The 24,983-nt window shown below is 54.9% G+C and carries 30 protein-coding genes, 1 tRNA gene and 1 pseudogene; 20 read left to right on the top strand and 12 right to left on the bottom strand.

Features of this window, described 5'->3' with window-relative positions; translation table 11 throughout:
- Nucleotides 1-61: 61 nt before the first annotated feature.
- The 3 genes from AACY07_RS13490 to AACY07_RS13500 all read right to left on the bottom strand — a co-directional run bounded on the left by AACY07_RS13490 (nt 62) and on the right by AACY07_RS13500 (nt 2,263).
- The gene (locus AACY07_RS13490; RefSeq protein WP_133076141.1) at nt 62-751 is read right to left on the bottom strand and encodes an endonuclease; all 690 of its coding nucleotides are present in this window, start codon (nt 749-751) and stop codon (nt 62-64) included.
- A gap of 4 nt (nt 752-755) precedes the next feature.
- Nucleotides 756-1,007: a DUF1654 domain-containing protein gene (locus AACY07_RS13495; RefSeq protein ID WP_133076142.1), complete on the bottom strand. Its 252-nt coding sequence runs from the start codon at nt 1,005-1,007 to the stop codon at nt 756-758.
- Between the two features lie 173 nt (nt 1,008-1,180).
- On the bottom strand, nt 1,181-2,263 hold the full coding sequence (locus AACY07_RS13500) for an asparaginase (protein ID WP_133076143.1): 1,083 nt from the start codon (nt 2,261-2,263) through the stop codon (nt 1,181-1,183).
- Between the two features lie 440 nt (nt 2,264-2,703).
- On the opposite strand from AACY07_RS13500, the gene AACY07_RS13505 reads away from it, so the two are divergent.
- Genes AACY07_RS13505 through AACY07_RS13535 form a run of 7 tightly spaced genes read left to right on the top strand, consistent with a single transcriptional unit; the run spans nt 2,704 to nt 9,665 of the window.
- A complete protein-coding gene (locus AACY07_RS13505; protein ID WP_219261073.1) occupies nt 2,704-3,657 on the top strand; it encodes a sugar ABC transporter substrate-binding protein in 954 nt (317 codons plus the stop codon).
- Between the two features lie 55 nt (nt 3,658-3,712).
- Nucleotides 3,713-5,269, top strand: a complete 1,557-nt coding sequence (locus AACY07_RS13510) for a sugar ABC transporter ATP-binding protein (protein WP_339475222.1) — start codon at nt 3,713-3,715, stop codon at nt 5,267-5,269.
- Nucleotides 5,266-6,243, top strand: a complete 978-nt coding sequence (locus AACY07_RS13515) for an ABC transporter permease (RefSeq protein WP_339475223.1) — start codon at nt 5,266-5,268, stop codon at nt 6,241-6,243. The genes AACY07_RS13510 and AACY07_RS13515 overlap by 4 nt, the downstream gene beginning before the upstream one ends.
- Before the next feature lie 3 nt (nt 6,244-6,246).
- Nucleotides 6,247-7,281: a LacI family DNA-binding transcriptional regulator gene (locus tag AACY07_RS13520; RefSeq protein ID WP_339475224.1), complete on the top strand. Its 1,035-nt coding sequence runs from the start codon at nt 6,247-6,249 to the stop codon at nt 7,279-7,281.
- A gap of 10 nt (nt 7,282-7,291) precedes the next feature.
- Entirely contained in the window at nt 7,292-8,212 is a 921-nt protein-coding gene (gene rbsK, locus AACY07_RS13525) for a ribokinase (protein WP_339475225.1), read from the top strand.
- The gene (gene rbsD, locus AACY07_RS13530) at nt 8,209-8,613 is read left to right on the top strand and encodes a D-ribose pyranase (RefSeq protein WP_133076149.1); all 405 of its coding nucleotides are present in this window, start codon (nt 8,209-8,211) and stop codon (nt 8,611-8,613) included. The genes rbsK and rbsD overlap by 4 nt, the downstream gene beginning before the upstream one ends.
- A 23-nt stretch (nt 8,614-8,636) precedes the next feature.
- On the top strand, nt 8,637-9,665 hold the full coding sequence (locus tag AACY07_RS13535; RefSeq protein WP_339475227.1) for a nucleoside hydrolase: 1,029 nt from the start codon (nt 8,637-8,639) through the stop codon (nt 9,663-9,665).
- A 17-nt stretch (nt 9,666-9,682) separates the two neighbouring features.
- Here AACY07_RS13535 and AACY07_RS13540 read toward each other — a convergent pair whose 3' ends face one another.
- Entirely contained in the window at nt 9,683-9,883 is a 201-nt protein-coding gene (locus AACY07_RS13540; protein ID WP_019829192.1) for a hypothetical protein, read from the bottom strand.
- Between the two features lie 165 nt (nt 9,884-10,048).
- Between AACY07_RS13540 and AACY07_RS13545 the strand changes: the two genes are divergently transcribed.
- Both AACY07_RS13545 and AACY07_RS13550 read left to right on the top strand, forming a co-directional pair.
- Nucleotides 10,049-10,354, top strand: a complete 306-nt coding sequence (locus AACY07_RS13545; protein ID WP_133076151.1) for a hypothetical protein — start codon at nt 10,049-10,051, stop codon at nt 10,352-10,354.
- Nucleotides 10,355-10,515: 161 nt separating this feature from the next.
- Nucleotides 10,516-10,824, top strand: coding sequence for an I78 family peptidase inhibitor (locus tag AACY07_RS13550; protein ID WP_133076152.1), 309 nt, complete (start codon nt 10,516-10,518; stop codon nt 10,822-10,824).
- A 73-nt stretch (nt 10,825-10,897) separates the two neighbouring features.
- On the opposite strand, the gene AACY07_RS13555 is transcribed toward AACY07_RS13550, so the two are convergent.
- Both AACY07_RS13555 and AACY07_RS13560 read right to left on the bottom strand, forming a co-directional pair.
- Nucleotides 10,898-11,110: a cold-shock protein gene (locus AACY07_RS13555; RefSeq protein WP_003179963.1), complete on the bottom strand. Its 213-nt coding sequence runs from the start codon at nt 11,108-11,110 to the stop codon at nt 10,898-10,900.
- 293 nt (nt 11,111-11,403) lie between these two features.
- On the bottom strand, nt 11,404-11,706 hold the full coding sequence (locus AACY07_RS13560; RefSeq protein ID WP_133076153.1) for a hypothetical protein: 303 nt from the start codon (nt 11,704-11,706) through the stop codon (nt 11,404-11,406).
- Between the two features lie 364 nt (nt 11,707-12,070).
- On the opposite strand from AACY07_RS13560, the gene thrS reads away from it, so the two are divergent.
- The 9 genes from thrS (at nt 12,071) to AACY07_RS13605 (ending at nt 19,513) form a co-directional block, all read left to right on the top strand.
- Entirely contained in the window at nt 12,071-13,993 is a 1,923-nt protein-coding gene (thrS, locus tag AACY07_RS13565; RefSeq protein ID WP_339475231.1) for a threonine--tRNA ligase, read from the top strand.
- Nucleotides 13,993-14,544 carry a translation initiation factor IF-3 gene (gene infC / locus AACY07_RS13570; protein ID WP_171970586.1) on the top strand — a complete coding sequence of 184 codons (552 nt, stop codon included), beginning with the start codon at nt 13,993-13,995 and terminating at the stop codon, nt 14,542-14,544. Before thrS ends, infC begins: the two co-directional genes overlap by 1 nt.
- A 59-nt stretch (nt 14,545-14,603) precedes the next feature.
- The gene (rpmI, locus tag AACY07_RS13575) at nt 14,604-14,798 is read left to right on the top strand and encodes a 50S ribosomal protein L35 (protein WP_003442181.1); all 195 of its coding nucleotides are present in this window, start codon (nt 14,604-14,606) and stop codon (nt 14,796-14,798) included.
- Nucleotides 14,799-14,826: 28 nt separating this feature from the next.
- Nucleotides 14,827-15,183 (top strand): 50S ribosomal protein L20, encoded by a 357-nt coding sequence (gene rplT / locus AACY07_RS13580; protein ID WP_003442184.1) that lies wholly within the window; start codon nt 14,827-14,829, stop codon nt 15,181-15,183.
- A gap of 109 nt (nt 15,184-15,292) precedes the next feature.
- Nucleotides 15,293-16,309, top strand: coding sequence for a phenylalanine--tRNA ligase subunit alpha (pheS, locus tag AACY07_RS13585; protein ID WP_019829200.1), 1,017 nt, complete (start codon nt 15,293-15,295; stop codon nt 16,307-16,309).
- 26 nt (nt 16,310-16,335) lie between these two features.
- On the top strand, nt 16,336-18,714 hold the full coding sequence (gene pheT / locus AACY07_RS13590; protein WP_339475234.1) for a phenylalanine--tRNA ligase subunit beta: 2,379 nt from the start codon (nt 16,336-16,338) through the stop codon (nt 18,712-18,714).
- Nucleotides 18,715-18,717: 3 nt separating this feature from the next.
- Nucleotides 18,718-19,020 (top strand): integration host factor subunit alpha, encoded by a 303-nt coding sequence (gene ihfA / locus AACY07_RS13595; RefSeq protein ID WP_002553164.1) that lies wholly within the window; start codon nt 18,718-18,720, stop codon nt 19,018-19,020.
- A complete protein-coding gene (locus AACY07_RS13600; RefSeq protein ID WP_019829202.1) occupies nt 19,001-19,357 on the top strand; it encodes a MerR family transcriptional regulator in 357 nt (118 codons plus the stop codon). Before ihfA ends, AACY07_RS13600 begins: the two co-directional genes overlap by 20 nt.
- 79 nt (nt 19,358-19,436) lie before the next feature.
- Nucleotides 19,437-19,513, top strand: a tRNA-Pro gene (locus AACY07_RS13605).
- Between the two features lie 69 nt (nt 19,514-19,582).
- On the opposite strand, the gene AACY07_RS13610 is transcribed toward AACY07_RS13605, so the two are convergent.
- The 3 genes from AACY07_RS13610 to AACY07_RS13620 all read right to left on the bottom strand — a co-directional run bounded on the left by AACY07_RS13610 (nt 19,583) and on the right by AACY07_RS13620 (nt 21,526).
- Nucleotides 19,583-20,761, bottom strand: coding sequence for a tyrosine-type recombinase/integrase (locus tag AACY07_RS13610; RefSeq protein WP_339475237.1), 1,179 nt, complete (start codon nt 20,759-20,761; stop codon nt 19,583-19,585).
- Nucleotides 20,762-21,029: 268 nt separating this feature from the next.
- Nucleotides 21,030-21,224 (bottom strand): hypothetical protein, encoded by a 195-nt coding sequence (locus AACY07_RS13615; protein ID WP_339475239.1) that lies wholly within the window; start codon nt 21,222-21,224, stop codon nt 21,030-21,032.
- Nucleotides 21,224-21,526, bottom strand: coding sequence for a hypothetical protein (locus tag AACY07_RS13620; RefSeq protein ID WP_339475241.1), 303 nt, complete (start codon nt 21,524-21,526; stop codon nt 21,224-21,226). The genes AACY07_RS13615 and AACY07_RS13620 overlap by 1 nt, the downstream gene beginning before the upstream one ends.
- Nucleotides 21,527-21,610: 84 nt before the next feature.
- On the opposite strand from AACY07_RS13620, the gene AACY07_RS13625 reads away from it, so the two are divergent.
- Nucleotides 21,611-22,099, top strand: coding sequence for a hypothetical protein (locus AACY07_RS13625; RefSeq protein ID WP_339475243.1), 489 nt, complete (start codon nt 21,611-21,613; stop codon nt 22,097-22,099).
- A gap of 123 nt (nt 22,100-22,222) precedes the next feature.
- Here AACY07_RS13625 and AACY07_RS13630 read toward each other — a convergent pair whose 3' ends face one another.
- Nucleotides 22,223-22,831 (bottom strand): 3'-5' exonuclease, encoded by a 609-nt coding sequence (locus AACY07_RS13630; RefSeq protein ID WP_339475246.1) that lies wholly within the window; start codon nt 22,829-22,831, stop codon nt 22,223-22,225.
- On the opposite strand from AACY07_RS13630, the gene AACY07_RS13635 reads away from it, so the two are divergent.
- Complete coding sequence (locus AACY07_RS13635; RefSeq protein ID WP_339475248.1) at nt 22,818-23,615, top strand: hypothetical protein; 798 nt, start codon at nt 22,818-22,820, stop codon at nt 23,613-23,615. The genes AACY07_RS13630 and AACY07_RS13635 overlap by 14 nt on opposite strands.
- A gap of 20 nt (nt 23,616-23,635) precedes the next feature.
- Here AACY07_RS13635 and AACY07_RS13640 read toward each other — a convergent pair whose 3' ends face one another.
- Nucleotides 23,636-24,328 (bottom strand): hypothetical protein, encoded by a 693-nt coding sequence (locus AACY07_RS13640; RefSeq protein ID WP_339475250.1) that lies wholly within the window; start codon nt 24,326-24,328, stop codon nt 23,636-23,638.
- Nucleotides 24,312-24,956, bottom strand: a pseudogene (locus AACY07_RS13645) (terminase large subunit domain-containing protein); the annotation flags it as partial. The gene AACY07_RS13640 and the pseudogene AACY07_RS13645, both read right to left, overlap by 17 nt.
- Nucleotides 24,957-24,983: the final 27 nt, after the last annotated feature.

Consider the following 24,983-nt stretch of genomic DNA (forward strand, 5'->3'; position numbering starts at 1 on the left):
AAACGCCTTGAGCCTGCGCTGACATCAGGGCTCAAGGCTGTTGCAGTCGAGCAGAGGGGTTTCAGCCACAGGCCTTGAGGTTGACCGGGCCAACAAACTCGTTGCCGCGACCCATCACGCATGCCACCGCCTGATTGCGCTGACGCTCCCAGGACTGAACGGGATAGGACTTGTCCCAGGCTTCGTAGAGCTGCCGGTCCTGCTTTGAAAGGCGCAAGTTATAGCGCTTGCTCATGTAGAAGTAGGTACGAGCGATCATGCCGCGAATGTTGGGGCGGGGCATGACCTTTTTGGATTTGAAATCGACCTGTGTCAGGCACGAACCATACTGGCCCTTTTTCTCGGGCAGCCAGCCAAAGCTGAAGTTGCTTCTGTCCCCGTTGACCTCGCCAATGCTGGGCACCAGGTTGTGCAGGTCAGCTTCGGCCACTTTGAATACCGGGTCGTTACGGGTGCAGTTTTTCCGCCCGCCACTTTGCCAGCATTGGCGCTGATGACCGATTTGCCAGGCAGGAACGATATGTTCCCACTCGATACGAGCGGCACGGTTGGCATTTTTGCGTGGGACGTAGCCGCAGGCTTTCAGGTCGATGCGGTTGCCGTTGTATTTGCAACCGCAGTAAAACTCGGTGGACTGGGGTGCGTAGAGTTTCCAGGCGACTTTTTTGGCTTCGCTGAAGGTTTGTGGGGCAGCAGCATGTGCGCTTGCAACGGTAAAAAGACTGACCAGTGCCAGTAAACAAAACCTCATTGACTCAGTCTTCCTCAAGCACGGTCCAGAAAATATTGACGCTGCCATCATCGCGATGGGCAACGGTGACGTTGTCGTTTTCGGAAATTTCTTCCAGCAGGCGTTCCCAGAACTCGGGATTGTCGCCTTCGAGTCGCTCAAGCACCGCCATTTTGTCTTTTTGGGCTTTGGGCGAACTGATGATTTTTTGTATGCGTGCGCCGAAGATTTCGTAGGGGCTCGGTAGGGTAGGCGCTTTCGCCGCTTTTTTAGCCATGATGCGATCCTTGGTGTGCTGTATGCGCATACAGTATTTAACTGTGTAAGATTTGGCAACTGTTTGGTGCGCGGGCGGGTACATCCGGTGGTTATTCAGGGCCAAATAAAAAGGCCGCCTCCCGGGGGAGACGGCCTTTTCGAGTTCAAACCGCGAGCGCTGACGCGTGCGACTCAGTACTCCCAGAACATCCGCTGCAGCTCTTTGCTGTCCTGGGTCTTGGTCAGTGCGACCATGGCCAGGATGCGGGCTTTCTGTGGGTTCAGGTCATGGGCTACAACCCAATCGTTTTTGTCGTCAGGCTGTTCTGCGTTACGCAGTACGAACCCGCCGTTGTTTACGTGGGAAGAGCGAATGATCTGTACGCCATCCTTGCGCAGTGCTTGCAAGGCCGGAACAACGCGGGAAGATACCGAACCGTTGCCGGTGCCCGCGTGGATGATGGCTTTGGCGCCGGATTGTGCCAATGCTTTGTAGGCGGTGTCATCGACGTTGCCATAGGAGTAGGCGATGCCTACGTTTGGCAGGCTCTTGATGTCTTTAATGTCGAATTCCGAATCCATGGTGTGACGCTTGGCTGGCAAGCGGAACCAGTAGGATTTGCCTTCAACGACCATGCCCAGTGGGCCCCAAGGGCTCTTGAATGCTTCGGTCTTGATGTTGATGGATTTGCTGACATCACGGCCGGACTGGATTTCGTCGTTCATGGTGACCAGTACGCCTTTGCCACGGGCGTCTTTGCTGCCGGCAACGGCAACGGCGTTGTACAGGTTCAGCATGCCGTCAGCCGACATGGCGGTGCCCGGACGCATGGAGCCGACCACGACGATTGGCTTGTCGGTTTTTTCGACCAGGTTCAGGAAGTAAGCGGTTTCTTCCAGGGTGTCGGTGCCGTGGGTGATAACGATGCCGTCGACATCATCGCTGTCAGCCAGCTCGGCTACACGGCGGCCCAATTGCAGCAGGTTTTCGTTGGTGATGCTCTCGGATGCAATTTGCATCACCTGCTCGCCACGAACGTTTGCCAGTTGGCTCAGCTCGGGAACACCGGCAATCAGTTTGTCGATACCCACTTTGGCAGCGGTGTACGTTGCGCTGTTTGCAGCGCTTGCGCCTGCACCGGCAATGGTGCCGCCTGTAGCAAGAATGACGACATTGGGCTTGGTGGCGGTTTCTTGCGCCTGAGCAATCGTTGGCAGTGCAAGCAGAAGGGCCAGTGCGCCCGGAACGATGGTTTTCAACACAGCATTTTTCATTGTTTTTTCTCTTATTAGTGAGTGTGCCGGTGTTCGCACACTAAACACGGCACAAGCGATCCATTGGCCGTGAGCGGTGTAGGGGAGCATTATTTATGCCAGTACATGCTCGCTCGGTAACGATGATAAGTGGTTGATTTATAAGGCAAAAATAAAAGAGTGAAATTTTTTGTATTGAATTAGTACGGTTTCCCGAACAAAAAAGGTTTTTGCGTTCGGAGATTCGAATGACCGTCGGTCTGGCGTCGTCCTTTTTTCACATTGACAAATAACAGCCGGCTTTCCATAGTGAGGTTCAAGCAAACGTTTGCGCGGCGTTTTTTGAACCAGCCCTGGCAGGTTCTGAATCATGACCTATTGCCAGTCACACGGCTTTTGGCAGTCAGGCGTAGCGCGAGCAGGACGTTGCTCACAATAATCATAAGATCGGAGTTACTTCCATGAAGCTGCCATTTGCTGGACGCCTCCTCGCTGTCGCCATGCTGGCTGCGGCATCCCTTACCCTCCCTGTCGCTTATGCGGATACGCCTGAAAAACCCAAAGTCGGGCTGGTGATGAAGTCGTTGGCAAACGAGTTCTTTGTCACGATGCAAAAGGGTGGTGAGGACTATCAAAAAGCCCATGCGGCCAGTTTCGACCTGGTCTCCAACGGGATCAAGAACGAAACCGACACCGCAGGCCAGATCGACATCATCAATCAGATGATCATCGCCAAGGTTGATGCGCTGGTGATTGCACCGGCGGACTCCAAGGCTTTGGTGTCGGCCATCAAGAAAGCCAAGGACCGCGGGATCGTGGTGGTCAACATTGACAACCAGCTGGACCCCGACGTGTTGAAAAGCAAAGGCATCGAGGTGCCGTTTGTGGGGCCAAACAACCGCCAGGGCGCCCGTGAAGTGGGTGAGTACCTGGCGACAAAACTCCAGGCGGGTGATGAAGTAGGGATCATTGAGGGTGTATCGACCACCACCAATGCGCAAATGCGCACGGCAGGTTTCAAGGACGCCATGACCGCCGCCGGTATGAAAATTGTGCCGGTGCAGTCGGGTAACTGGGAAATCGACGGTGGCAACAAGGTCGCGGCAGGCATGCTCAGCGAGTACCCCAACCTCAAGGCCATCCTCGCGGGTAATGACAGCATGGCTCTGGGCGCGGTGTCGGCCATCCGTGCAGCAGGCAAGGTCGGCAAGGTTCAAGTGGTCGGCTATGACAATATCGATGCGATAAAACCGATGCTCAAAGATGGTCGGGTGCTGGCCACGGCCGACCAGGCAGCAGCCAAGCAGGCGGTTTTTGGCATTGAAACCGCGCTCAAGCTGGTCAAGAAAGAGCCGGTTGAAAACCTGAAGGACGGTGTCATCGATACCCCTGTCGAACTGGTCATCAACAAGTAATTCCACTCGGTGTCGCAGGCACCCGTCCGGTAGGGCGGGTGCCGGGAGAAATGATATGTCTGCTCCTGATGCCGGCGTGGTCCTCACGGTCAGCGGGATTGGTAAAACGTACACGCAGCAGGCGGTGCTGGCCGATATCGATCTGTCGCTGTATCGCGGCGAAGTGCTGGCCTTGACGGGTGAAAATGGCGCCGGAAAAAGCACCCTGTCGAAAATTATCGGTGGCCTGGAAGTTCCGACTCTCGGTCAGATGCAATTCAATGGCCAGGCCTATGCCCCTGGCAGTCGCTCCCACGCCGAGAAACAGGGCGTGCGCATGGTGATGCAGGAGCTGAACCTGCTGCCCACACTGACAGTGGCGGAAAATCTGTTTCTGGATAACCTGCCCAGCCGTATGGGGTGGATCAGCCGCAAGCAATTACGCACGTCGGCCATTGAGGCTATGGCCCAGGTGGGGCTGGAGGCGATAGATCCCGACACCCTGGTCGGGGAGCTGGGGATTGGCCACCAGCAAATGGTCGAAATCGCCCGCAACCTGATCGGGGACTGTCATGTCCTGATCCTGGATGAGCCCACCGCGATGCTTACGGCCCGTGAAGTTGAAATGCTGTTTGTGCAAATCGAACGGCTTCAGGCCCGCGGCGTGGCGATTGTGTACATCTCCCATCGACTTGAAGAGCTGGCGCGTGTGGCGCAGCGGATTGCCGTACTGCGCGACGGTTGTCTGGTCTGTGTCGAGCCGATTGCCGATTACAGCAGCGAGCAACTGGTCAATCTGATGGTGGGCCGTGAGTTGGGAGACCAACTCGATTTGGGGCCGCGCACATTGGGTGACACGGCCCTCAAAGTGAGTGGGATCGGTCGCTCGAACAAGGTTCAAGATGTCTCGTTTGAAGTAAGACAGTGCGAAATATTTGGTATTTCGGGACTGATCGGGGCAGGGCGCACCGAGCTTTTGCGATTGATCTACGGTGCTGATCTGCCCGATAGCGGCACCGTGGCGGTGGGCTCGCCGACGCGGGTGGTCAGTATCCGCTCGCCGGCTGATGCCGTGAAGCAGGGTATCGCCCTGATTACGGAGGACCGCAAGGGCGAGGGCTTGCTATTGACCCAGTCGATCAGTGCCAACATCGGCCTGGGCAACATGCACAGTATCTCCAGCACGGGGGTGGTGAATGGTCAGCAGGAAGCCGCGCTGGCCCGTCGCCAGATCGACGCAATGGGGATCCGCAGCAGCGGCCCGGAACAAGTGGTGTCGCAACTCTCCGGCGGCAACCAGCAGAAAGTGGTGATTGGCCGCTGGCTGGAGCGCGATTGTACGGTCCTGCTGTTTGATGAACCCACTCGCGGTATCGACATCGGCGCCAAGTTCGATATTTACCGACTGTTGGGCGAGTTGACGCGCAAGGGCAAGGCGCTGGTCGTGGTGTCGAGCGACCTTCGAGAATTGATGTTGATCTGTGATCGCATCGGCGTGCTGTCTGCGGGGCGTCTGATAGATACCTTCGAGCGTGACAGCTGGAGCCAGGAACAGTTACTGGCAGCAGCCTTTGCCGGTTATCAAAAACGAGATGCGTTGCTCGCAGAAGCCGCGCCAAAGGAAGCCTCATGAAAGCCACCCTCGTGCCGCAAAAAAATGCACACAACTATTACGGAACGGGCACATATCTGGGATTGGCGGGCGCCTTGCTGGCCATGATTATTCTGTTCTCCAGCCTCAGTGATCACTTTTTCTCCTATGACACGTTGAGCACCCTGGCCAATCAGATTCCGGATTTGATGGTGCTGTCTGTGGGCATGACGTTTGTATTGATTATTGGCGGTATCGATTTGTCGGTTGGGTCGGTATTGGCCCTGGCCGCGTCAGCGGTCAGTGTCGCGATTCTGGGCTGGGGCTGGGGCGTGATGCCTGCCGCGTTGCTGGGCATGGGGTGTGCAGCCCTTGCGGGTACGATTACGGGCTCTATTACGGTGGCCTGGAAAATCCCCTCTTTTATTGTGTCGCTGGGGGTGCTGGAGATGGCCCGGGGTGCTGCCTATCAAATGACAGGTTCGCGCACAGCCTATATAGGTGATGCTTTCGCCTGGCTTTCGAACCCGGTTGCCTTCGGGATTTCGCCCTCGTTCATCATTGCATTGCTGATTATCGTGATTGCTCAAGCAGTACTGACACGCACGGTGTTTGGTCGCTACCTGATAGGCATTGGGACCAACGAAGAAGCAGTGCGTCTGGCCGGTATCAATCCCAAGCCCTACAAGATCCTGGTCTTTAGCGTGATGGGATTACTGGCAGGGGTCGCGGCGCTGTTCCAGATCTCGCGGCTGGAGGCTGCGGATCCCAATGCCGGCTCGGGTCTTGAGTTGCAGGTTATTGCGGCGGTGGTGATTGGTGGTACGAGTCTGATGGGCGGGCGTGGTTCGGTCATCAGTACTTTTTTCGGTGTGCTGATTATTTCGGTATTGGCCGCAGGACTCGCTCAAATCGGCGCGACTGAGCCTACGAAGCGTATCATTACCGGTGCTGTCATAGTGATAGCAGTGGTATTGGACTCCTACCGCAGTCAACGTGCACAGCGACGGAACTAAGCGATGGCAACTATTAAAGATGTCGCGGCAATGGCGGGCATTTCGTACACGACGGTTTCCCATGTTCTGAATAAAACGCGCCCAGTGAGCGAGCCGGTTCGCTTGAAGGTCGAGGAGGCCATCGCGCGCCTCGACTATGTCCCCAGCGCTGTAGCGCGCTCGTTGAAAGCTAAAACCACGGCGACTATCGGTCTGTTGGTTGCCAATAGCCTGAATCCGTACTTTGCCGAGTTGGCGCGTGGGATTGAGGACTACTGCGAGCGCAACAATTACTGCGTGATTTTGTGCAACTGCGACGACGATCCTGAGAAGCAGCGCAATTACCTGCGGGTACTGCTTGAAAAACGGGTGGACGGCCTGGTGGTCGCTTCCGCCGGTGGCGACCTGGGCATGGCAAGCGGGCTGGTCGGGGTTCGAACGCCGATGGTCATCGTCGACCGCAGCCTTGAGGGTGTCGAGGCTGATCTGGTGCGAATCGATCACGAGCTTGGGGCGTATCTGGCTACACGTCACCTGCTCGACCTGGGGCACCGTGCCATTGCCTGTATTGGTGGGCCGGCAATTACCCGTGTGGCGCAGCTGCGCACGGCCGGGTATCTGCGGGCCTTGGCAGAGGCGGGTGTGATCGCGGACGAGCGTTGGATGGTCGAGAGCGACTTCAGCAGTGTGGGTGGCTATCAGGCCGCTGTCGGCCTGCTGGAGCACAATCGGCCCACGGCTATCTTTGCCTGCAACGACATGATGGGGATTGGTGTATTGCGGGCTGCAGCGGAGCGCAACATCCGGGTGCCGGAACAGTTGTCGGTCATTGGCTTTGATGATGTGCAGATGAGTCGTTATGTCTATCCGTCGTTGACGACGGTCGGGCAGTCGATTTTGCAATTGGGCGAAATGGCAGCACAACTCTTGCTGCGCCGCATTGCATCGCCCGAGCGAGCGGTAGAACAGCGGATCGTGAAGCCTGACATCGTGTTGCGAGAGTCCACCAGAGCCTATGTCGAGGCACATTTTAAGTATCCCCAAAATATCAATGGATGAGTGCCGATACATGCAAGCAAATGTAGTGGTGGTTGGCAGTCTGAACATGGATCTGGTCACGCGTACCGAGAGACTGCCTCGCCCGGGAGAAACGGTTTTCGGGCAGTCTTTTGGCACCGTGCACGGAGGCAAGGGCGCGAACCAGGCGGTGGCCGCTTCGCGCCTGGGGGCTCGCGTGGCCATGGTCGGGTGTCTCGGCGGTGACGCCTATGGCGTGCAGTTGCGCGAAGGGCTGCTGGCTGACCGGATTGATTGCCTGGCCGTACGCACCGTGCCCGGTACTGCAAGCGGTATGGCGCTGATAACGGTCGATGCCGACAGCCAGAACACGATTGTGGTCGTGGCGGGAGCCAATGGCTGTCTTGAACCTGAAGATATCAAGGCGTGTGATCAGGTGCTGCAAGGCGCGAAAGTACTTGTTTGTCAGCTTGAAGTGCCGATGGAGACTGTCGGCTGCGTCCTTGGTCGTGGGCGAGAACTGGATAAAATCGTGATTCTTAATCCCGCGCCTGCGAGTGGCCCGTTGCCCAAACACTGGTACGGCGCCATCGATTATCTGATTCCCAATGAAAGTGAAGCCTGGGCGCTGAGTGGCGTGACCGTCGACTCACTTGAATCGGCGGAACTGGCTGCTCGGCGGTTGGTCGAGTTTGGGGCGCGCAAGGTGATTGTGACCCTGGGGGCCAAGGGCGCCCTGTTTGTCAGTGCGCAGCGTGTTGCGCACTTTGCTGCGCCCAAGGTTGAAGCGGTGGATGCCACGGCGGCAGGCGATACATTTGTCGGGGCATTTTCTGCCGGGTTGGCGGCGGGCATGGATCAAGACGACGCCATTCGCTTTGCTCAAGTCGCTGCAGCCTTGTCGGTAACCCGTGCGGGCGCTCAGCCTTCCATTCCCTCATTGCGTGATGTCCAGGGCTTTGCCACACCATGAAAAAAACACCTCTGCTTAATATTGCCCTGTCGCGGCTTGTTGCTTCGCTTGGGCATGGCGACATCGTGGTCATTGCAGATGCCGGATTGCCGGTGCCCAAGGGGGTAGAGCTGATTGATCTGGCTCTGACCCAGGGCATCCCGGATGTCGCCAGTACCTTGCGTACCCTGCTCAGCGAGATGCAGGTGCAAAGCCATGTGTTGGCCAGTGAGCTACTGCTCGCACCTTGTCCGGCTCTCATGTGCATCGAGGCGCTTGCCAGTGCGGGCGAGTTGGGCTCGAGGCTTACGCTTACTCACAGCGCTTTCAAGGAGCTGTGCTTGCAGGCAAAAGTGATCGTTCGTACTGGAGAGTGTCGTCCGTATAGCAATATTGCCCTGGTCTCAGGCGTAACCTTTTGAATGATTTTTACAGGGAGTTGGTCATGTCGCGCTTTAAACAGATTGTTCAGCCATTGCTAAGGAGTGTCCTTTTCTTGTCCGCCATCACGATCTCAAGTGTTCAAGCCGCAGACACGATTGATTTGATTATCGATACCGACCCCGGTGCTGACGATGTTGTTGCGCTGTTGTTGGCCCTGGCTTCGCCCGAGCAGCTGAATGTGCGGGCAATCACAACCGTGGCGGGTAATGTGCGGCTGGACAAGACTTCGCGTAATGCCCGTCTGGCCCGGGAGTGGGCAGGGCGTGAAGACGTGCCTGTTTATGCCGGGGCGCCCAAGCCTTTGGTGCGTTCCCCGATTTATGCCGAGAACATTCACGGCCAGGAAGGTGTGACAGGTGTGCCTGTCCATGAGCCTGCAAAAGGGCTTGAGCCAGCCAATGCGGTTAACTACCTGATCGAGACACTGCGTGCTGCCAAGCCTGGCAGCGTGACCATCGCCATGCTCGGCCCACAGACAAACCTGGCGCTGGCCTTGATCCAGGCGCCTGACATTACTCAGGGAATCAAGGAAGTCGTGGTCATGGGCGGCGCTCACTTCAACGGGGGTAACATTACTCCGGTCGCCGAGTTCAATCTTTATGCCGATCCCCATGCTGCAGAGGTGGTGTTGAAGAGCGGTGTGAAACTGACCTATGTGCCACTTGATGTGACGCACAAGATCCTGACCAGCGAGGCCCGTCTCAAGCAGATCGCAGCGTTGGGCAATACGGCTGGAAAACTGGTCGGCGATATTCTGAATGAATATGTCAAAGGGGATATGGCGCACTACGGATTGCCGGGTGGGCCTGTCCACGATGCCAGTGTTATTGCCTACCTGCTGAATCCGGGGCTGTTTTCCGGGCGTGAGGTCAATCTGGTCGTGGATACCCGTGAAGGCCCCACCTTTGGCCAGACAATTGCTGACTGGTACAACACCTTGAACCAACCCAAAAACGCCTTTTGGGTCGAGAACGGCGACGCGCAAGGCTTTTTCGATTTGCTGACGACGCGCCTGGGCCGGTTGAAGTGATTTGACGGGGCGCAGAGTCAGGTCAGTTTCGACAGTTCAGTCGGTTTGTACTTTTCGAAAACCTGGCTGACAAAAGCTCGGGCAGCCTCTGTCCCAAGCTCCTTGACTAAAAGGTCGATGCCGATGATGGCCAGCTCTTCAGGGCTGCCAGGGCTGTAGGAACATTGCCCTTGATGCCATTTGGCCTTGATATCTGCATCGATGCTGACTGTTGTCATTGGGTGCTCATGATAAGGGGCGTGGAAAAGAGATTTTAGCAAAAAGTCGTCCCGAAGCTATCACGAGACCACCGTAAATCGTGTGACTGATATTTTGGTGCCTCAACTTTCCCATGAGATCCATGCTGCATGCCACACTTGCACTTTTCAAGAGTGGTGCAGGCCATGCAAATTGATCTTAACGACCCTGAAGGTTTAACCCTTGCAGCTGTACGTCAGTTACTGGCTTCGGCCAGTGACGATGCACATACCCAGTTGCGCGTGACCAAGGCGGGTATTGCCTACATTTCATCCGGGGTGGTGGGCGGTGTAGACATCGACGGGCTGCTTTTCAGGCTGGAGACCTGGGCGGCAGGTTCAGGCTATGTCGGGAAAGTTGCGGCAAGTGATGAGGTCTGGGTGATGCAGATCTCCAATGCCCTTAAAGACAATTGGCCTAACCCGCCATTTGACTACATTGATGTGTACTGATTCCTACACATATTTGGCAATGATTGGGTGTGCGCGTTAAATGCCTGCTCGGGCACACTTGTTCGCGCGTTGAGCAATCAGAAGATGCTATCAGGCACCATGAAACCTAATTGCGATATAGCTGTCGCAAGGGTTCGGACTATTTATTTTAAGGAGGCTTCATGTCTTGGAAGCTAGTGTCATTGGGTTCGTTGTTGGCGGTCGTAGCGCTGTCAGGGTGCAGCACGTCGAATTCGGATAAGGACCCCGTCACTGAGGCTGGGCATAGTCGTTGCGATGCTAAAGCTGCAGCATTTGTGATTGGCCAAAAAGCGTCGGCGCAGCTCCTGGAGCAGGCCCGTGTCAAGGCGGGTGCGCAGAATGCACGCCTCTTGTCACCGCACGACATTATGACGCTCGAGTATCGCTCGGACCGCTTGAATCTTAATACTGACGACAATGCAGTCATTACCCGCGTGAACTGCGGCTAAGCAGCACGGCTGGCTTTGTTTCAGGCATAAAAAACCCCGTCACATGGACGGGGTTTTTTTGTTCGAGGGAGATTTACTCCGGACGAACCTGTGCAGCTTGCATACCCTTTTGGCCTTTCTCAGCCACGAAGGAAACGGTTTGGCCTTCTTTCAGGCTTTTGAAACCGTCGCTTTCGATAGCTTTGAAGTGTACGAACAGGTCGTCACCGCCACCTTGAGGAGTGATGAAGCCGAAGCCTTTTTCATCGTTGAACCATTTTACGGTGCCGGTTTGGCGATTAGACATGGTGTATCTCCAAGAAACTTATATTTTCAGTAGTACTGTGCTGCTCAGGCCAACTGGGCACACCGAGGTATCATAGTCGAAATGTGCGCTTTGGGAGCCCCCCTGAGCTGCAGTTTGCTGCAATGTTCGCTTTCTTTTACTGTTCAAAACTCTCGAAACCCCCGTTTTACGGGGGGTTGAGGGTTGAAAACACTTAAAAAAAAAGCGCGCGCGAATGCATATTTTTTACGCAAAACAGGTTTTTAGGCCTGTTTTGCCCTCAATCAGGTCTCGATTCGTCATCGGAGTGAGGGCTATTTAGTGGCTCGACAGGCCTGTATTGCATCCAGAGCTTTGGTTCTAAGTTCTGCGCTCGGCTGGGTTGTCTTGCTCATCAGTTGCTGGATTTCGGCAGTCGAAAACTTCTCGGACAACTTGTCCGCTCCGCACGCGCAATGCTGTTGGGCTGTCTTTACGTCGACGCTTTGGCTTGCCGCCGCTACGCAGTCCTTCATGTAGTCTTTTTTTGCGCCGGCTGGCCAGTTGTCGGCCTGGGCGCTCAGGGGTAACAGCATTGCCAAAGGTGCTGCGAAGGCGAGTAAGCGGATCATGCGCATAAGATGCTCCTTGTAAGCATTAAAACCGAGTGTGTATCACTGAGTATCTGAGAGGTTAGTGCAGCTCAAGTTCACCCATCTGTAAAAAACCTCCCTTTATTTTGGATGCGGGGCAGTGCGTATAACAGGGCGCGTGCATCTGTGCTAGCATGCCGCCCTTGGCTATTTTGTGTGTTTGCATGCTCTCAGAGTTGCAGGGCAATGCCATTAACCTTATTGATTTGAACTCCAGTCACTCTGGTTCGGTTTTAGGTTGGCCGCAAGGCTCCTGCCACTGTGAGGCAGGCATACCACCGAATCGCGTACTGGCTCATCCCAACCCACGTGACCTTTGGTAGGGGTCACCACTAGGAGAGGAGGCGCCATGCCAACTATTACTCTTCCCGACGGCAGTCAACGCTCTTTCGATCATCCTGTATCAGTTGCCGAGGTCGCCGCTTCGATTGGCGCTGGCCTGGCTAAAGCTACCGTGGCCGGCAAGGTCAACGGCAAGCTGGTGGATGCCTGCGATCTGATTGAAAACGACGCCACCCTGCAAATCATCACGCCCAAGGATGAAGAGGGGCTGGAGATTATTCGCCACTCTTGCGCCCACTTGGTTGGCCATGCAGTCAAGCAACTGTTTCCGACGGCCAAAATGGTGATCGGTCCGGTTATCGACGAAGGTTTTTATTACGATATCGCCTATGAGCGTCCGTTTACTCCGGATGACATGGCTGCAATCGAAAAGCGCATGCAGCAGCTGATCGAAAAAGATTACGACGTCATCAAGAAAGTGACTCCGCGTGCCGAAGTGATCGAGATGTTTGCCGCTCGTGGTGAAGACTACAAGCTGCGCTTGATCGAAGGCATGCCGAACGAACAGGCCATGGGTCTGTACTTTCACGAAGAGTACGTCGACATGTGCCGCGGGCCTCACGTCCCGAACACTCGCTTCCTGAAGTCGTTCAAGCTGACCAAGCTGTCGGGCGCCTACTGGCGTGGCGATGCGAAAAACGAGCAGCTGCAACGTATCTACGGCACTGCCTGGGCTGACAAGAAGCAGCTGGCGGCATACGTCCTGCGCATTGAAGAAGCTGAAAAGCGCGATCACCGTAAAATCGGCAAGCGTCTTGGTCTGTTTCACACCCAGGAAGAAGCTCCGGGCATGGTGTTCTGGCACCCTAATGGCTGGACGCTTTATCAGGTGCTTGAGCAGTACATGCGCAAAGTGCAGCGCGAAAACGGTTATCTGGAGATCAAGACTCCCCAGGTGGTAGATCGCAGCTTGTGGGAAAAGTCCGGGCACTGGGCCAACTACGCCGACAACATGTTTACGACTCAGTCGGAAAGCCGCGATTACGCGATCAAGCCGATGAACTGCCCTTGCCACGTGCAAGTGTTCAATCAGGGCCTGAAAAGCTACCGCGAGCTGCCACTGCGTCTGGCAGAATTTGGCGCTTGCCATCGTAATGAGCCGTCGGGTGCCTTGCACGGCATCATGCGTGTTCGAGGCTTTACGCAGGACGATGCGCATATTTTCTGCACCGAAGAACAGATGCAGGCCGAGTCTGCTGCCTTTATCAAGCTGACGCTGGATGTCTATGCAGACTTCGGGTTCAAGGACATTGAACTCAAGCTGTCGACGCGTCCTGAAAAGCGCGTTGGTTCTGATGAACTGTGGGATCGTGCTGAAAGCGCATTGGCTTCAGCCCTTGATAGCGCTGGCCTGGCTTATGATTTGCAGCCGGGCGAGGGTGCCTTTTACGGGCCCAAGATTGAATTTTCTCTGAAAGATTGTCTGGGTCGTGTCTGGCAATGTGGTACCCTGCAGCTCGATTTCAACCTGCCGATCCGTCTTGGCGCAGAATATGTGTCTGAAGACAACAGTCGCAAGCAACCCGTTATGCTGCACCGTGCGATCCTCGGATCGTTCGAACGCTTCATCGGAATTCTGATTGAGCATTACGAAGGTGCGTTCCCTGCGTGGCTAGCGCCGACTCAGGCAGTGATCATGAATATCACTGATAAACAGGCAGATTTTGCTGCTGAAGTTGAAAAAACTCTCAATCAGAGCGGATTTCGTGCCAAGTCTGACTTGAGAAATGAAAAGATCGGCTTTAAAATCCGCGAGCATACTTTGCTCAAGGTTCCTTATCTCTTGGTTATCGGAGATCGGGAAGTCGAGATGCAGACTGTCGCTGTGCGTACACGTGAAGGTGCTGACCTGGGCTCGATGCCCGTCGCGCAATTCGCTGAATTCCTCGCACAAGCGGTTTCCCGGCGTGGTCGCCATGATTCGGAGTAATTATTATTAAGCGTGAAATGAGACAAGATAAACGAGCTGCACCGAAAGCCCCGATCAACGAGAATATCTCGGCACGCGAGGTTCGGTTAATTGGGGCTGAAGGCGAGCAGCTTGGGATTGTGTCAATTGAAGACGCGCTTCTTAAAGCTGAAGAGGCCAAACTGGATTTGGTGGAAATTTCCGCTGATGCAGTACCCCCAGTTTGCAAGCTGATGGACTACGGCAAATCTATCTTCGAAAAGAAGAAACAGGTTGCCGCTGCAAAGAAAAACCAGAAACAGATCCAGGTTAAAGAAATCAAGTTTCGTCCAGGGACGGAGGAAGGGGATTACCAGGTAAAACTGCGCAACCTGGTACGTTTCCTGAGTGATGGGGACAGGGCCAAGGTATCTTTACGATTCCGCGGCCGTGAGATGGCCCACCAGGAGCTGGGTATGGAACTGTTGAAGCGGGTTGAAGGTGACCTGCTTGAATACGGAACCGTCGAACAGCATCCTAAGATGGAAGGACGCCAACTGATTATGGTCATCGCCCCGAAAAAGAAGAAGTAATCACTAGGGCACGGCAGGCCTTTTGATTATGTTTATCAACTGAATGCGGAGTACCGAACATGCCAAAGATGAAAACTAAGAGTGGTGCTGCTAAGCGGTTTCTGAAAACTGCTAACGGCATCAAGCACAAGCACGCTTTCAAGAGCCACATCCTGACCAAAATGTCGACTAAGCGTAAGCGTCAATTGCGCGGTAGCAGCTTGCTGCATCCGTCTGACGTGGCAAAAGTGAAGCGCATGCTGCGCCTTTGCTAATTTCGGTCAAGAATAGAGGAAGTAACTCATGGCTCGTGTAAAGCGTGGCGTTGTCGCCCGTAAACGTCACAAAAAAATTCTGAAACTGGCTAAAGGCTACTACGGCGCACGCTCACGCGTATTCCGTGTTGCCAAGCAAGCGGTAATCAAGGCAGGCCAATACGCCTACCGTGACCGTCGTCAGAAAAAACGTCAGTTCCGCGCTCTGTGGATCGCTCGTATCAACGCTGGTGCACGTATCAACGGTCTGTCTTACAGCCGTTTCATCGCCGGCCTGAAAAAAGCTTCCATTGAGATCGACCGTAAGGTTCTGTCTGATCTGGCAGTGAACGAAAAAGCGGCGTTTGCTGCGATTGTCGAGAAAGCTAAAGCCACCTTGGCTTAAGTATCCCCGACATTCACCTGGGCTTGCCTGTGTGAGCCCAGGTGCTAAACGTCTTAAATAGGGGAAGAGCCTTCAAGCTCTTCCCCTATTTTGTATCTGGAGTCTGTACATGGAAAACCTGGATGCGCTGGTCTCTCAAGCACTAGAGGCTGTGCAAAGCGCTGAAGATATCAATGCCCTGGAGCAAATCCGGGTTCAATACCTTGGCAAAAAGGGTGAATTGACTCAGGTGATGAAGACCCTGGGCAATCTGCCGGCAGAAGAGCGTCCGCAGGTGGGTGCTCTGATCAACGTTGCCAAGGAACGTGTCACAGAGGTTCTCAATGCGCGCAAGGCACTGTTTGAAGAGGCTGATCTAGCCGCCAAACTGTCTGCCGAGTCCATTGACGTGACCCTGCCTGGCCGTGGCCAGACCTCAGGCGGTCTGCATCCGGTTACCCGGACTCTGGAACGTATCGAGCAGTTCTTCACCCATATTGGCTACGGCATTGCCGAAGGCCCTGAGGTCGAAGACGACTATCACAACTTTGAAGCGCTCAACATCCCAGGCCATCACCCGGCCCGGTCGATGCATGACACCTTCTATTTCAATGCAAACATGTTGTTGCGCACCCATACCTCGCCGGTACAGGTCCGCACCATGGAATCGCAGCAGCCGCCGATCCGCATCGTCTGCCCGGGCCGTGTGTATCGTAGCGACTCCGATATCACCCACTCGCCGATGTTTCACCAGGTTGAAGGTCTGCTGGTAGATCGCGATATCAACTTCGCGGACCTGAAAGGGACCATCGAAGAGTTCTTGCGGGTGTTCTTCGAAAAAGAACTGGCCGTGCGCTTCCGTCCGTCGTACTTCCCGTTCACAGAGCCTTCGGCTGAAGTGGATATGGAATGCGTGATGTGCAGCGGCAAAGGCTGCCGTGTCTGCAAGCAGACGGGCTGGCTGGAAGTCATGGGCTGCGGCATGGTTCACCCGAACGTGCTGCGCATGTCCGGAATCGATCCGGAAGAGTTTTCGGGCTTTGCCTTCGGTATGGGCGTTGAGCGTCTGGCGATGCTGCGTTACGGCGTGAATGACTTGCGTCTGTTCTTCGACAACGACTTGCGGTTCCTCGCGCAATTTCGCTAGTCGTAACGAATTCTTAGGAGAGCAGGATGAAATTCAGTGAACAATGGCTGCGTGGTTGGGTAAACCCGCAGGTAGGTCGCGACGAGCTGGTTGCTCGTCTGTCGATGGCCGGTCTTGAGGTCGACAGCGTTTCGCCGGCCGCCGGTATATTCAGTGGTGTGGTCGTGGGCGAGGTGCTGAGCACTGAGCAGCACCCCGATGCCGACAAGCTGCGTGTTTGCCAGGTCAGCAATGGTTCTGAGACTTTTCAGGTGGTTTGTGGCGCGCCTAACGTGCGTCCAGGCCTGAAGATTCCGTTCGCCATGATCGGCGCCCAGCTGCCAGGCGACTTCAAAATCAAGAAAGCCAAACTGCGTGGTGTCGAGTCCAACGGCATGTTGTGCTCGCAAGCAGAGCTGCAGGTGGGTGAAGGCAACGACGGCCTGATGGAGCTGCCTGCAGATGCTCCAGTGGGTGAAGATATTCGGGTTTACCTGAGCCTCGAAGACGCCAGTATTGAAGTGGACCTGACCCCTAACCGAGGTGACTGCCTGTCGCTTGCAGGTCTTGCTCGTGAAGTCGGCGCTTTGTACGCGGCACCAGTGACTCGCCCGGTTGTGGCTGTTGTACCGGCTGCACATGACGAAGTCCGTTCTGTCGAGGTTCTGGCTCCTGCTGCCTGCCCGCGTTACCTGGGGCGTGTAATCCGCAACGTTGACCTGTCCCGGCCAACGCCGCTGTGGATGGTTGAGCGTTTGCGTCGCGCCGATGTGCGCAGCATCGATGCGGCTGTCGACGTCACCAATTATGTGATGCTGGAACTGGGCCAACCGTTGCATGCGTTTGACCTTGCCGAAATCAATGGCGGCATTCGTGTGCGCATGGCTGAAGAGGGCGAGAAGCTGGTTTTGCTCGACGGCCAGGAAGTTTCCCTGCGTAGCGACACACTGGTGATTGCAGACCATGCTCGTGCCTTGGCGATTGCAGGTGTAATGGGTGGCGAACACAGCGGTGTAACAGCCAAAACCCGCGATGTCTTCCTTGAAAGTGCTTTCTTTGATCAGATTGCTGTCGCTGGCAAGGCCCGCTCATACGGCTTGCACACTGACGCTTCGCACCGCTACGAGCGTGGCGTTGACTGGAAGCTGGCCCGTGAAGCGATGGAGCGCGCCACTGGCCTGCTGCTGGAAATCACTGGCGGCGAAGCCGGCCCGATCATCGAAACCGTGAATGAGCAGTATCTGCCATCGATTGCGCCGATCACTTTGCGTGCGGCTCGTATCAGCCAGATGTTGGGCATGGAAATGGACTTGGCGGAAGTTGAGCAACTGCTCAGCGCCTTGGGCCTGACCGTTACCGCGGAAGGTGAAGGGCAGTGGCGCGTAGAAGTGCCTAGTCATCGCTTCGATATCAGCCTGGAAGTTGACCTGATCGAAGAGCTGGCCCGCCTGTACGGCTACAACCGCCTGCCGGTTCGTTATCCGCAGGCCCGACTGGCACCGCAAGCCAAGGCTGAAGCACGCAGCGACCTCCCTGAGCTGCGTCGCCTGCTGGTAGCGCGTGGTTATCAGGAAGCGATCACTTACAGTTTCATCGACCCGAAACAGTTCGAACTGTTCAGCCCGGGTGTTGAGCCACTGTTGCTGGCAAACCCGATCTCAAACGACATGGCAGCTATGCGCGCCTCGTTGTGGCCAGGCTTGGTCAAGTCATTGCAGCACAACCTGAACCGTCAGCAAGATCGCGTTCGTCTGTTCGAAAGTGGTTTACGTTTTGTAGGTCAGCTTGAAGGTCTTAAGCAAGAGCCGATGCTCGCAGGTGTGGTTTGCGGCAGTCGTCTTCCTGAGGGTTGGGCGCAAGGGCGCGAAGTCGTTGACTTCTTTGACGTCAAAGCGGATGTAGAGGCTGTTTTGGGTTTTGCTGGTGCACTGGATGCATTCAGTTTCGTGCCAGGAAAGCATCCTGCACTACACCCAGGCCAGACCGCTCGTATTGAACGTGATGGTCGAGAAGTCGGCTATGTCGGTGCCATTCATCCGGAGCTGTCAAAAAACCTGGGCCTTGATCGACCAGTGTTTGTCTTCGAGCTGGTTTTGGCTGAAGTGGCGCTAGGTAAAATGCCTAAATTCCATGAGTTATCGCGCTTTCCTGAAGTGCGTCGTGACTTGGCGTTGTTGGCCGATCGTGACGTTGCAGCCAGTGCTGTACTGGATGTAATTCGTGAAAATGCAGGCGAGTGGCTCACGGAGCTAAGGTTATTTGACGTTTACCAGGGTAAAGGTATTGATCCGCATAGAAAAAGCCTTGCAGTTGGCTTGACCTGGCAGCATCCATCGCGCACTCTTAATGACGATGAGGTGAACGCCACGACGCAAAATATTCTCACCTCGCTTGAAAAAAGGTTGAACGCCACGTTAAGGAAGTGACGTATGGGGGCTCTGACGAAAGCTGAAATGGCGGAACGTCTTTATGAAGAGTTGGGCCTGAATAAACGAGAAGCCAAAGAATTGGTGGAATTGTTTTTCGAAGAAATCAGGCACGCTCTTGAAGACAACGAGCAAGTCAAATTGTCAGGTTTTGGCAATTTTGATCTGCGTGACAAGCGACAGCGGCCAGGCCGCAATCCGAAAACGGGAGAAGAAATCCCGATCACGGCTCGCCGTGTAGTCACTTTTCGTCCAGGGCAGAAGTTGAAGGCCCGAGTAGAGGCTTATGCTGGAACCAAGTCATAACGACGAGCTCCCGCCGATCCCAGGCAAACGCTACTTCGCCATTGGCGAAGTCAGCGAGCTCTGTGCGGTAAAACCGCACGTGCTGCGCTATTGGGAGCAAGAGTTTCCTCAACTCAACCCTGTGAAGCGTCGCGGAAATCGCCGGTATTATCAGCGTCAGGATGTGCTGATGATCCGGCAAATTCGTGCACTGCTTTACGATCAAGGGTTCACCATTGGAGGAGCGCGCTTGCGACTCTCTGGGGATGAAGCCAAAGATGACACCACCCAGTACAAGCAATTAATTCGCCAAACCATTTCCGAGTTGGAAGATGTTTTGCTGGTCCTTAGAAAGTAACTACAGCGTTTAAAATACTTTCGTATTTCAAAAGCTTAAGGTATATTTCTCGACGTTCTAGCAAGTTGTAACGCCTAGTCGGGGCGTAGCGCAGTCCGGTAGCGCACTAGCATGGGGTGCTAGGGGTCGAGTGTTCGAATCACTCCGTCCCGACCATATTATTCAATGACTTAGCCCAACTTTCGCGAGTTGGGCTTTTTCATGCTCAGGGACTTTTGCGGGGGATCACCCAGTTTTCCTCCTCAAGATTGTCAACGCAGGCCCTCGCGAGTCAGTCGACGACGCTTTGTTTGCCGCTTCGATCAGTTGCCCAAGCTCTGCGGTAGAATAGTGGCTCGTAATGCTTCCGTTCTTATGCCCAAGCAATGCCTTTCGATCTTCCAGTGTCACGCCTGCTGCACGTAGCCTTCTGCCAAAGGTGTGCTTCAGGTCGTGAACCCGGATCGATGCGAAACCCGGCAAAGCAGGGCGCAGGTATTTCTCCTGCCATATCTTCGCTGCGCGTACCCGCGCTTTCTTCCAGGCCGAATCGTTCATCCGATGCATCCCGGTACCGTCATAAGGGAAAACCCATTCCTTACTCAGGCCGCGTTGCTTCTCGATGACTGACTTGGCCACCCCGTTCAGCACTACCAGACGGTCCTCACCGTTTTTAACGCCTGAGGTTTCCCGTCGCCCGCCAAACCCTGCTGGAATCAGAAACACGCTGGTATCCAACTCGGGCACGCAAATCTCCCAATCCCAACGCAGCTTGCAGACCTCTTGTTCGCGACACCCTGTGTTCACCTTGAACATGGCCATGTGCTGCAAGTGAGCCGGCAGCTCAGCAAACAACACCGATTGCTCTTCCCAAGAAAGCGGATAGGGCTTTCGGCTGTCTGTCTTCTCGTCCAGCATGCTGATCATTGGTACCGACTCAAGCCAGGGCCTTTTCTCAGCGTCCCGCCATTTCCTTGCACACAGATTCAAAATCCTGACGACTCGTTGCAGGGCGATGTTGACCGTCCTGTTTGATACGCCTGGTTTGACCTTGCCGGTCTTTGTCAGTCCCGGCGTTTTTCGATCCTTGATGTACTGCGCTAGCGTTCCGTCATCGACGTGCGTTACAGGCAGATCGCCAAGGTAAGGATCAAGCTGTTCGATGTGTAATGCCGACAGGGCAATTGATGGCTGATGCTGGAACTCCACCAAGAACCTTGTTGCCGCCTCACGCCAAGTTCGCACCTGGCGCACACCGTAAACCTTTTCCTGTCGAAGCTTTTCAAGCCGGAAAATCAGGTACTGCTCGGCTTCTTCCCTTTCGCTTGTTCCAGTGCTTTCTTGAAGTCGAGTACCTCGGACGACCTTGTCGATGTGCCAGATACCGTTCCTCTCGTAGAGGCCTGAGATCGTTTTTCGCGCCATTGTTTCTCTCCCGGGCGCCCACTGCAGGGCGGATTGTTGTCCTGCGGCGATGCTTTATCAACCGATTTGGTCTTGATGTAGTTGTCTGCCCACTGGTCGAGCTCGTATCTGTCGAACCCAACGCCTTGTATCCCTATGCGAATTTCCCGGACGTAAGGCCGCACCATTTCGGCGAATGCAGCTCTCGACATTCCCAGGTACGCCGGGGCTTTGCCAGCGCGCAGGATGCGAGGGAGGTATTGATCTGCTTTAACTGCTGCTGTGTTTGTCATGGCAACGTTTCCAGGTGGCGCCGCATGTTTTTCACTCGGTCATTGATGACTCTGACGTTCTTACGGAAGTCGGCCAACATGCGTTTTTTCTCAAGTTCGATGAATCTAATTTCGGCTTCGATCATCAAGCCGTTGAGCATCTTGCGATCTTCGAAAGGCAGGCTGTTGTATCGGTCGGAGTGCTTGCTCATTACGCCTCCTTCAACAAACCGATGACGATCTTCACGCCGCTGGCCACGCTGGATGGTTGCGCGGCGGCGTACCGGGTTATGTCTGCGATGGCCTTGGTCCGCACGGGCTCGCGTCTGATTGATGCGCCCAGGCCCTGCACGAAGTCGAGGGCCCAGCGCTTCGCCTCCAACTCCATGACGCTGTTAATGGGGGCGGTGATGACCAGCTCGGGCAGCGGCTCATTGGCCTGGATCGGCGGGAGAAGTTTTGACACGGGCGTTTCGCGGGCACGGTCAAGCGCCCGCTGTGCGATTGGGTTCATTAGGGTTCCTCACCGGCTGGCGTGATTCGTTGAAGTGGGGTATTTGTGTTCGACCCGGCATGGAGCCGGATCAAGGAGAGAAAGGTGGAACGTTTTACGAAAAGTCTGAGATCGTCCGTATCTAACGGCGACTGGTACGTTGCACTATCAACAGCTTTGACCTTGCCCGATGTTTGCGGGCGTTTGATAGATCCTTCCATTGTAAGTGGAAAGCGATATCCAGCGTGGTTCAAAACTTGGATGGAGCCTCTCTATACATCAATGCTCCCAGGCGGGCGGCATGTTTTTTTATCGGGCGAGGATTGTTATGCGCTCCGTTGTAGCTACTTGCATGAAGGTGGTGGCGATATCACCCAGCAAAGAGCGAGGAAGGCGCTAGATGATTTTCACTTCATTACTCCGCCTACCAATGGCGGCTCAATTCACCGGAATCAATTCAATAACACTCTTCAATTACAGGTGGACAAATTCTGTTTAGAGATGGCCGGAGCTGTGGATGCATGGTCTGCATCAGTAGCGGCTGACCAAGATGTTCAAGCGCGAATTGCATCGTTGCTGGTCATCCATAACTAAGCTCTCTCATTCCTGGCGAGCCTTTCAAGCTGTCGCGACCACTGTTTAGCACAGTCAATTATCGGTCGCGACATTCTGGCGGGTCACCGCTCTACTTAGCCCGGCAGGGCTATTTATTTTGTGTTAAGCAATTGCTTGAGAGGGATTCATTGCGAAGTAAACCCGTGCACATGCTTCTGTATCAGGCCGCGCACGGTGGCCACCGACCAGCTCTTCGCCGGTAAAGTGGCGCAGCGCCTCGGCCACAGTCGGAACCTTGAACTGTCGACCAAAGCCCGCGGCGATCATCTTGGCGGTGGGTGGGCACTGCACCAGGTTCTTGCTGTTCTGGCAGGTGCAGTAACCGGGAGTGTTTTTGAATGCATCCGCCGCTTCCTTGCCCCGGTACCGCGACAGGGCAATGCGCATGATCCGGTCGTCAAAGCTGATGTTGTGGGCAACCCGCAGGCCCGCACGGTCATGAATGGCCATGAAACCATCCAGCGCTTCCGACTCAGGGATGCCCATGTCCATCGCCATTTCGTTGGTGATGCCGTGGATCGCTGTCACTTCGGTAGGGATCACCCAGCCATCCGGACGAACCATCGCTTCGAAGGAGTCGACCAGAGTGCCGTCGGCGTTGAAGGCAAGAATGCAAATGTCCACCAGGTGTGGTTGACGCGGATCGCCGCTTGGGTCGCGGAACAGCGGCAGACCGGTGGTTTCGGTGTCGTACGGCGTGATCAAGTTCATGGGGGATTTCCTTTTGGCAAAAAAAGGCGTCGTATTTGCGCCAGTTTTTGTAGTGGCAGTAAGCCATTTGTTGATAGAGTTTGCTTTCGATAGGACTAAGGATTTTCCGGTGAAAACTTTTTGGAATTGGTTGGGCAAGCAGGCTGTCTGGTGGGGAAGTCATAGCCTTGTTTGGTGGGTAGGACATTTAACGGCAATATATGTAGGTCTGGTCATACTTGTTGTAGCGGCTAGATTTGATGAGCTTTTGGCTTTGCCGTTGAATTCCCTTGCCGACTTTTCAGCCGGCGTTTTTGGTCCGGTTGCATTCCTTTGGTTAGTTCTCGGTTATAAGCAGCAAGGTGATGAGCTCAAAGTTAGCAGTGCTGCGCTTGAGGCGCAGGTTGGTGAGTTGAGGAGTAGCATGGAGCTTCAGCGATCTATCGCGGAAAAGCAGGATAGGATGCTAGATCCTGTCTTGTATGTTGATTATGTAAATACTTTATCGTCCAATGATGGAGTGGTGAACAGCTTTGTGCTTATAAATAGAGGAGATACATGTAGGAGGGTTGAAGTGACAGCTGGCACCATAGGAGGAGTTAGTGTTCCTCATCTACATCTTGATATATCTGTTCTTGCTAAAGATACACAGTATCCATTTTCCTTTGCCGAGGTCCAGCCTGGAGTGTCGGTTGGAATTGTTATAAGTTACCAGAGATTAAATGGCTCAAAATCTAGGCAAGGCTTTAGTTTTTTTAGAACTAGTGAGGGCAAGCCGATAGTATTGCCCTTTCATATTGAATAGAAACGCCGAAGTCGCCACATTTAGCTGGCTTGCTGCAGCTGCTCTTTGCCTATTGCGATGCCTCCCTCGATCCATACAGCGTTGATTTCGGCGGGCAACCGGACAGGCTTCTCTTTGAGCGAACCGCAGACAATGGCGGTTTCTATGACGTCGGACTTGGCCAAGTTTATCAACGAGCCCAGCAATTGTGCGCGAACAGCTGGCAAGAGCACGTCGAAGCGATCCAGCACAATCAGCCGTAGACCGGATTCAATGGCAATAGCGAGCCCGATCAGTGCATCACAGCGCCAACGTTCCGATTCTGACAGCAGAGTGTAGAGACGACCCGCTGCGGTAATGGCCATGTCAGAGGCGATTGAAACCGCTGGCCAGCCTGCAATGGTCGACAGCTTGGCCAAGCTATCATTGATGGGTTTCAACGCCCCGGACAGAATCTCGCCCGGGATGCCGTCAGGTGCTAGAGCGGTGGCAATCAAAGTCCAGGCCTTCACGTCTTCGTGATGTTGCGCGGCTTGCGCTGCTTTTCTCTCGGCGTGGGTGATCAGATCAATGCGCTCGCGCATGGCCTCGACTTTGGCGGTGGCAGCATCACGCACGTTACGCTGACCCTGAATGGCATCCACAACGCGTTGGATCATGACGTCTGTGACCACTTCGCCGACCGTAGCAACCATGGCATCAAGGTCTCGGCCTGCCTGCTCGGCTTCGGCCACGGCCTTTAGATCGTTGGTTTGTGAGCACGGCGTCCATGAATGCTTCGCCAGCGAAGTAATAGGTCAGGCCCACCTGGCGACTTTTCAGGATGTTGCGGATGCGGCAGGTCAGGGGGTTCTGTTTGGCGGCGAACAGCTCTTTTTGATACCCGTACATATTGCTGATGAACTTGTCCAAAAAGTCGACTTCAGTCAGCTCACCCACTTCGTTTTTGGTTTTTTTCTCGCGCTTCTTGCCGCCTTTGTCGCTGCGCTCCCCCCTGTCCCTGCGTTCGTTGCGCTGTCCTTCCCGGCGATGGCCATCGTCCGCAGGCGGTTCTCCGATCGGGGCCGCTGCCGGTTTGACGGATTGCTTCAGCAGCCGCTCGCGAACAGTGGTCAGCCGGTCCAGTTCGTCCAGGTCGCTCTTGGTCAGCGACGTGGCTTTGTCCAGGAGAAGGGTAATTCTGCGGCCAACAGCCGTCAGCGGTTCTTCATCCGACAGCATCTCTTCCCACCCGCCCTGGCGAATCCAGTAATAGACGATCCGGATGTTGGGCAGGTTGAGTTGCGCCTGAATTTCCTTGGCCTTACAGCGGCGCAGAAACAGGCGTTTGGCGGCTTCTTTAACTTCGGTTGAATAGAACATGGGCCGCAGTCTATGCGGCGAAAACAT

The sequence above is a fragment of the Pseudomonas sp. RL_5y_Pfl2_69 genome, from assembly GCF_963970465.1.
Lineage (GTDB): Bacteria > Pseudomonadota > Gammaproteobacteria > Pseudomonadales > Pseudomonadaceae > Aquipseudomonas.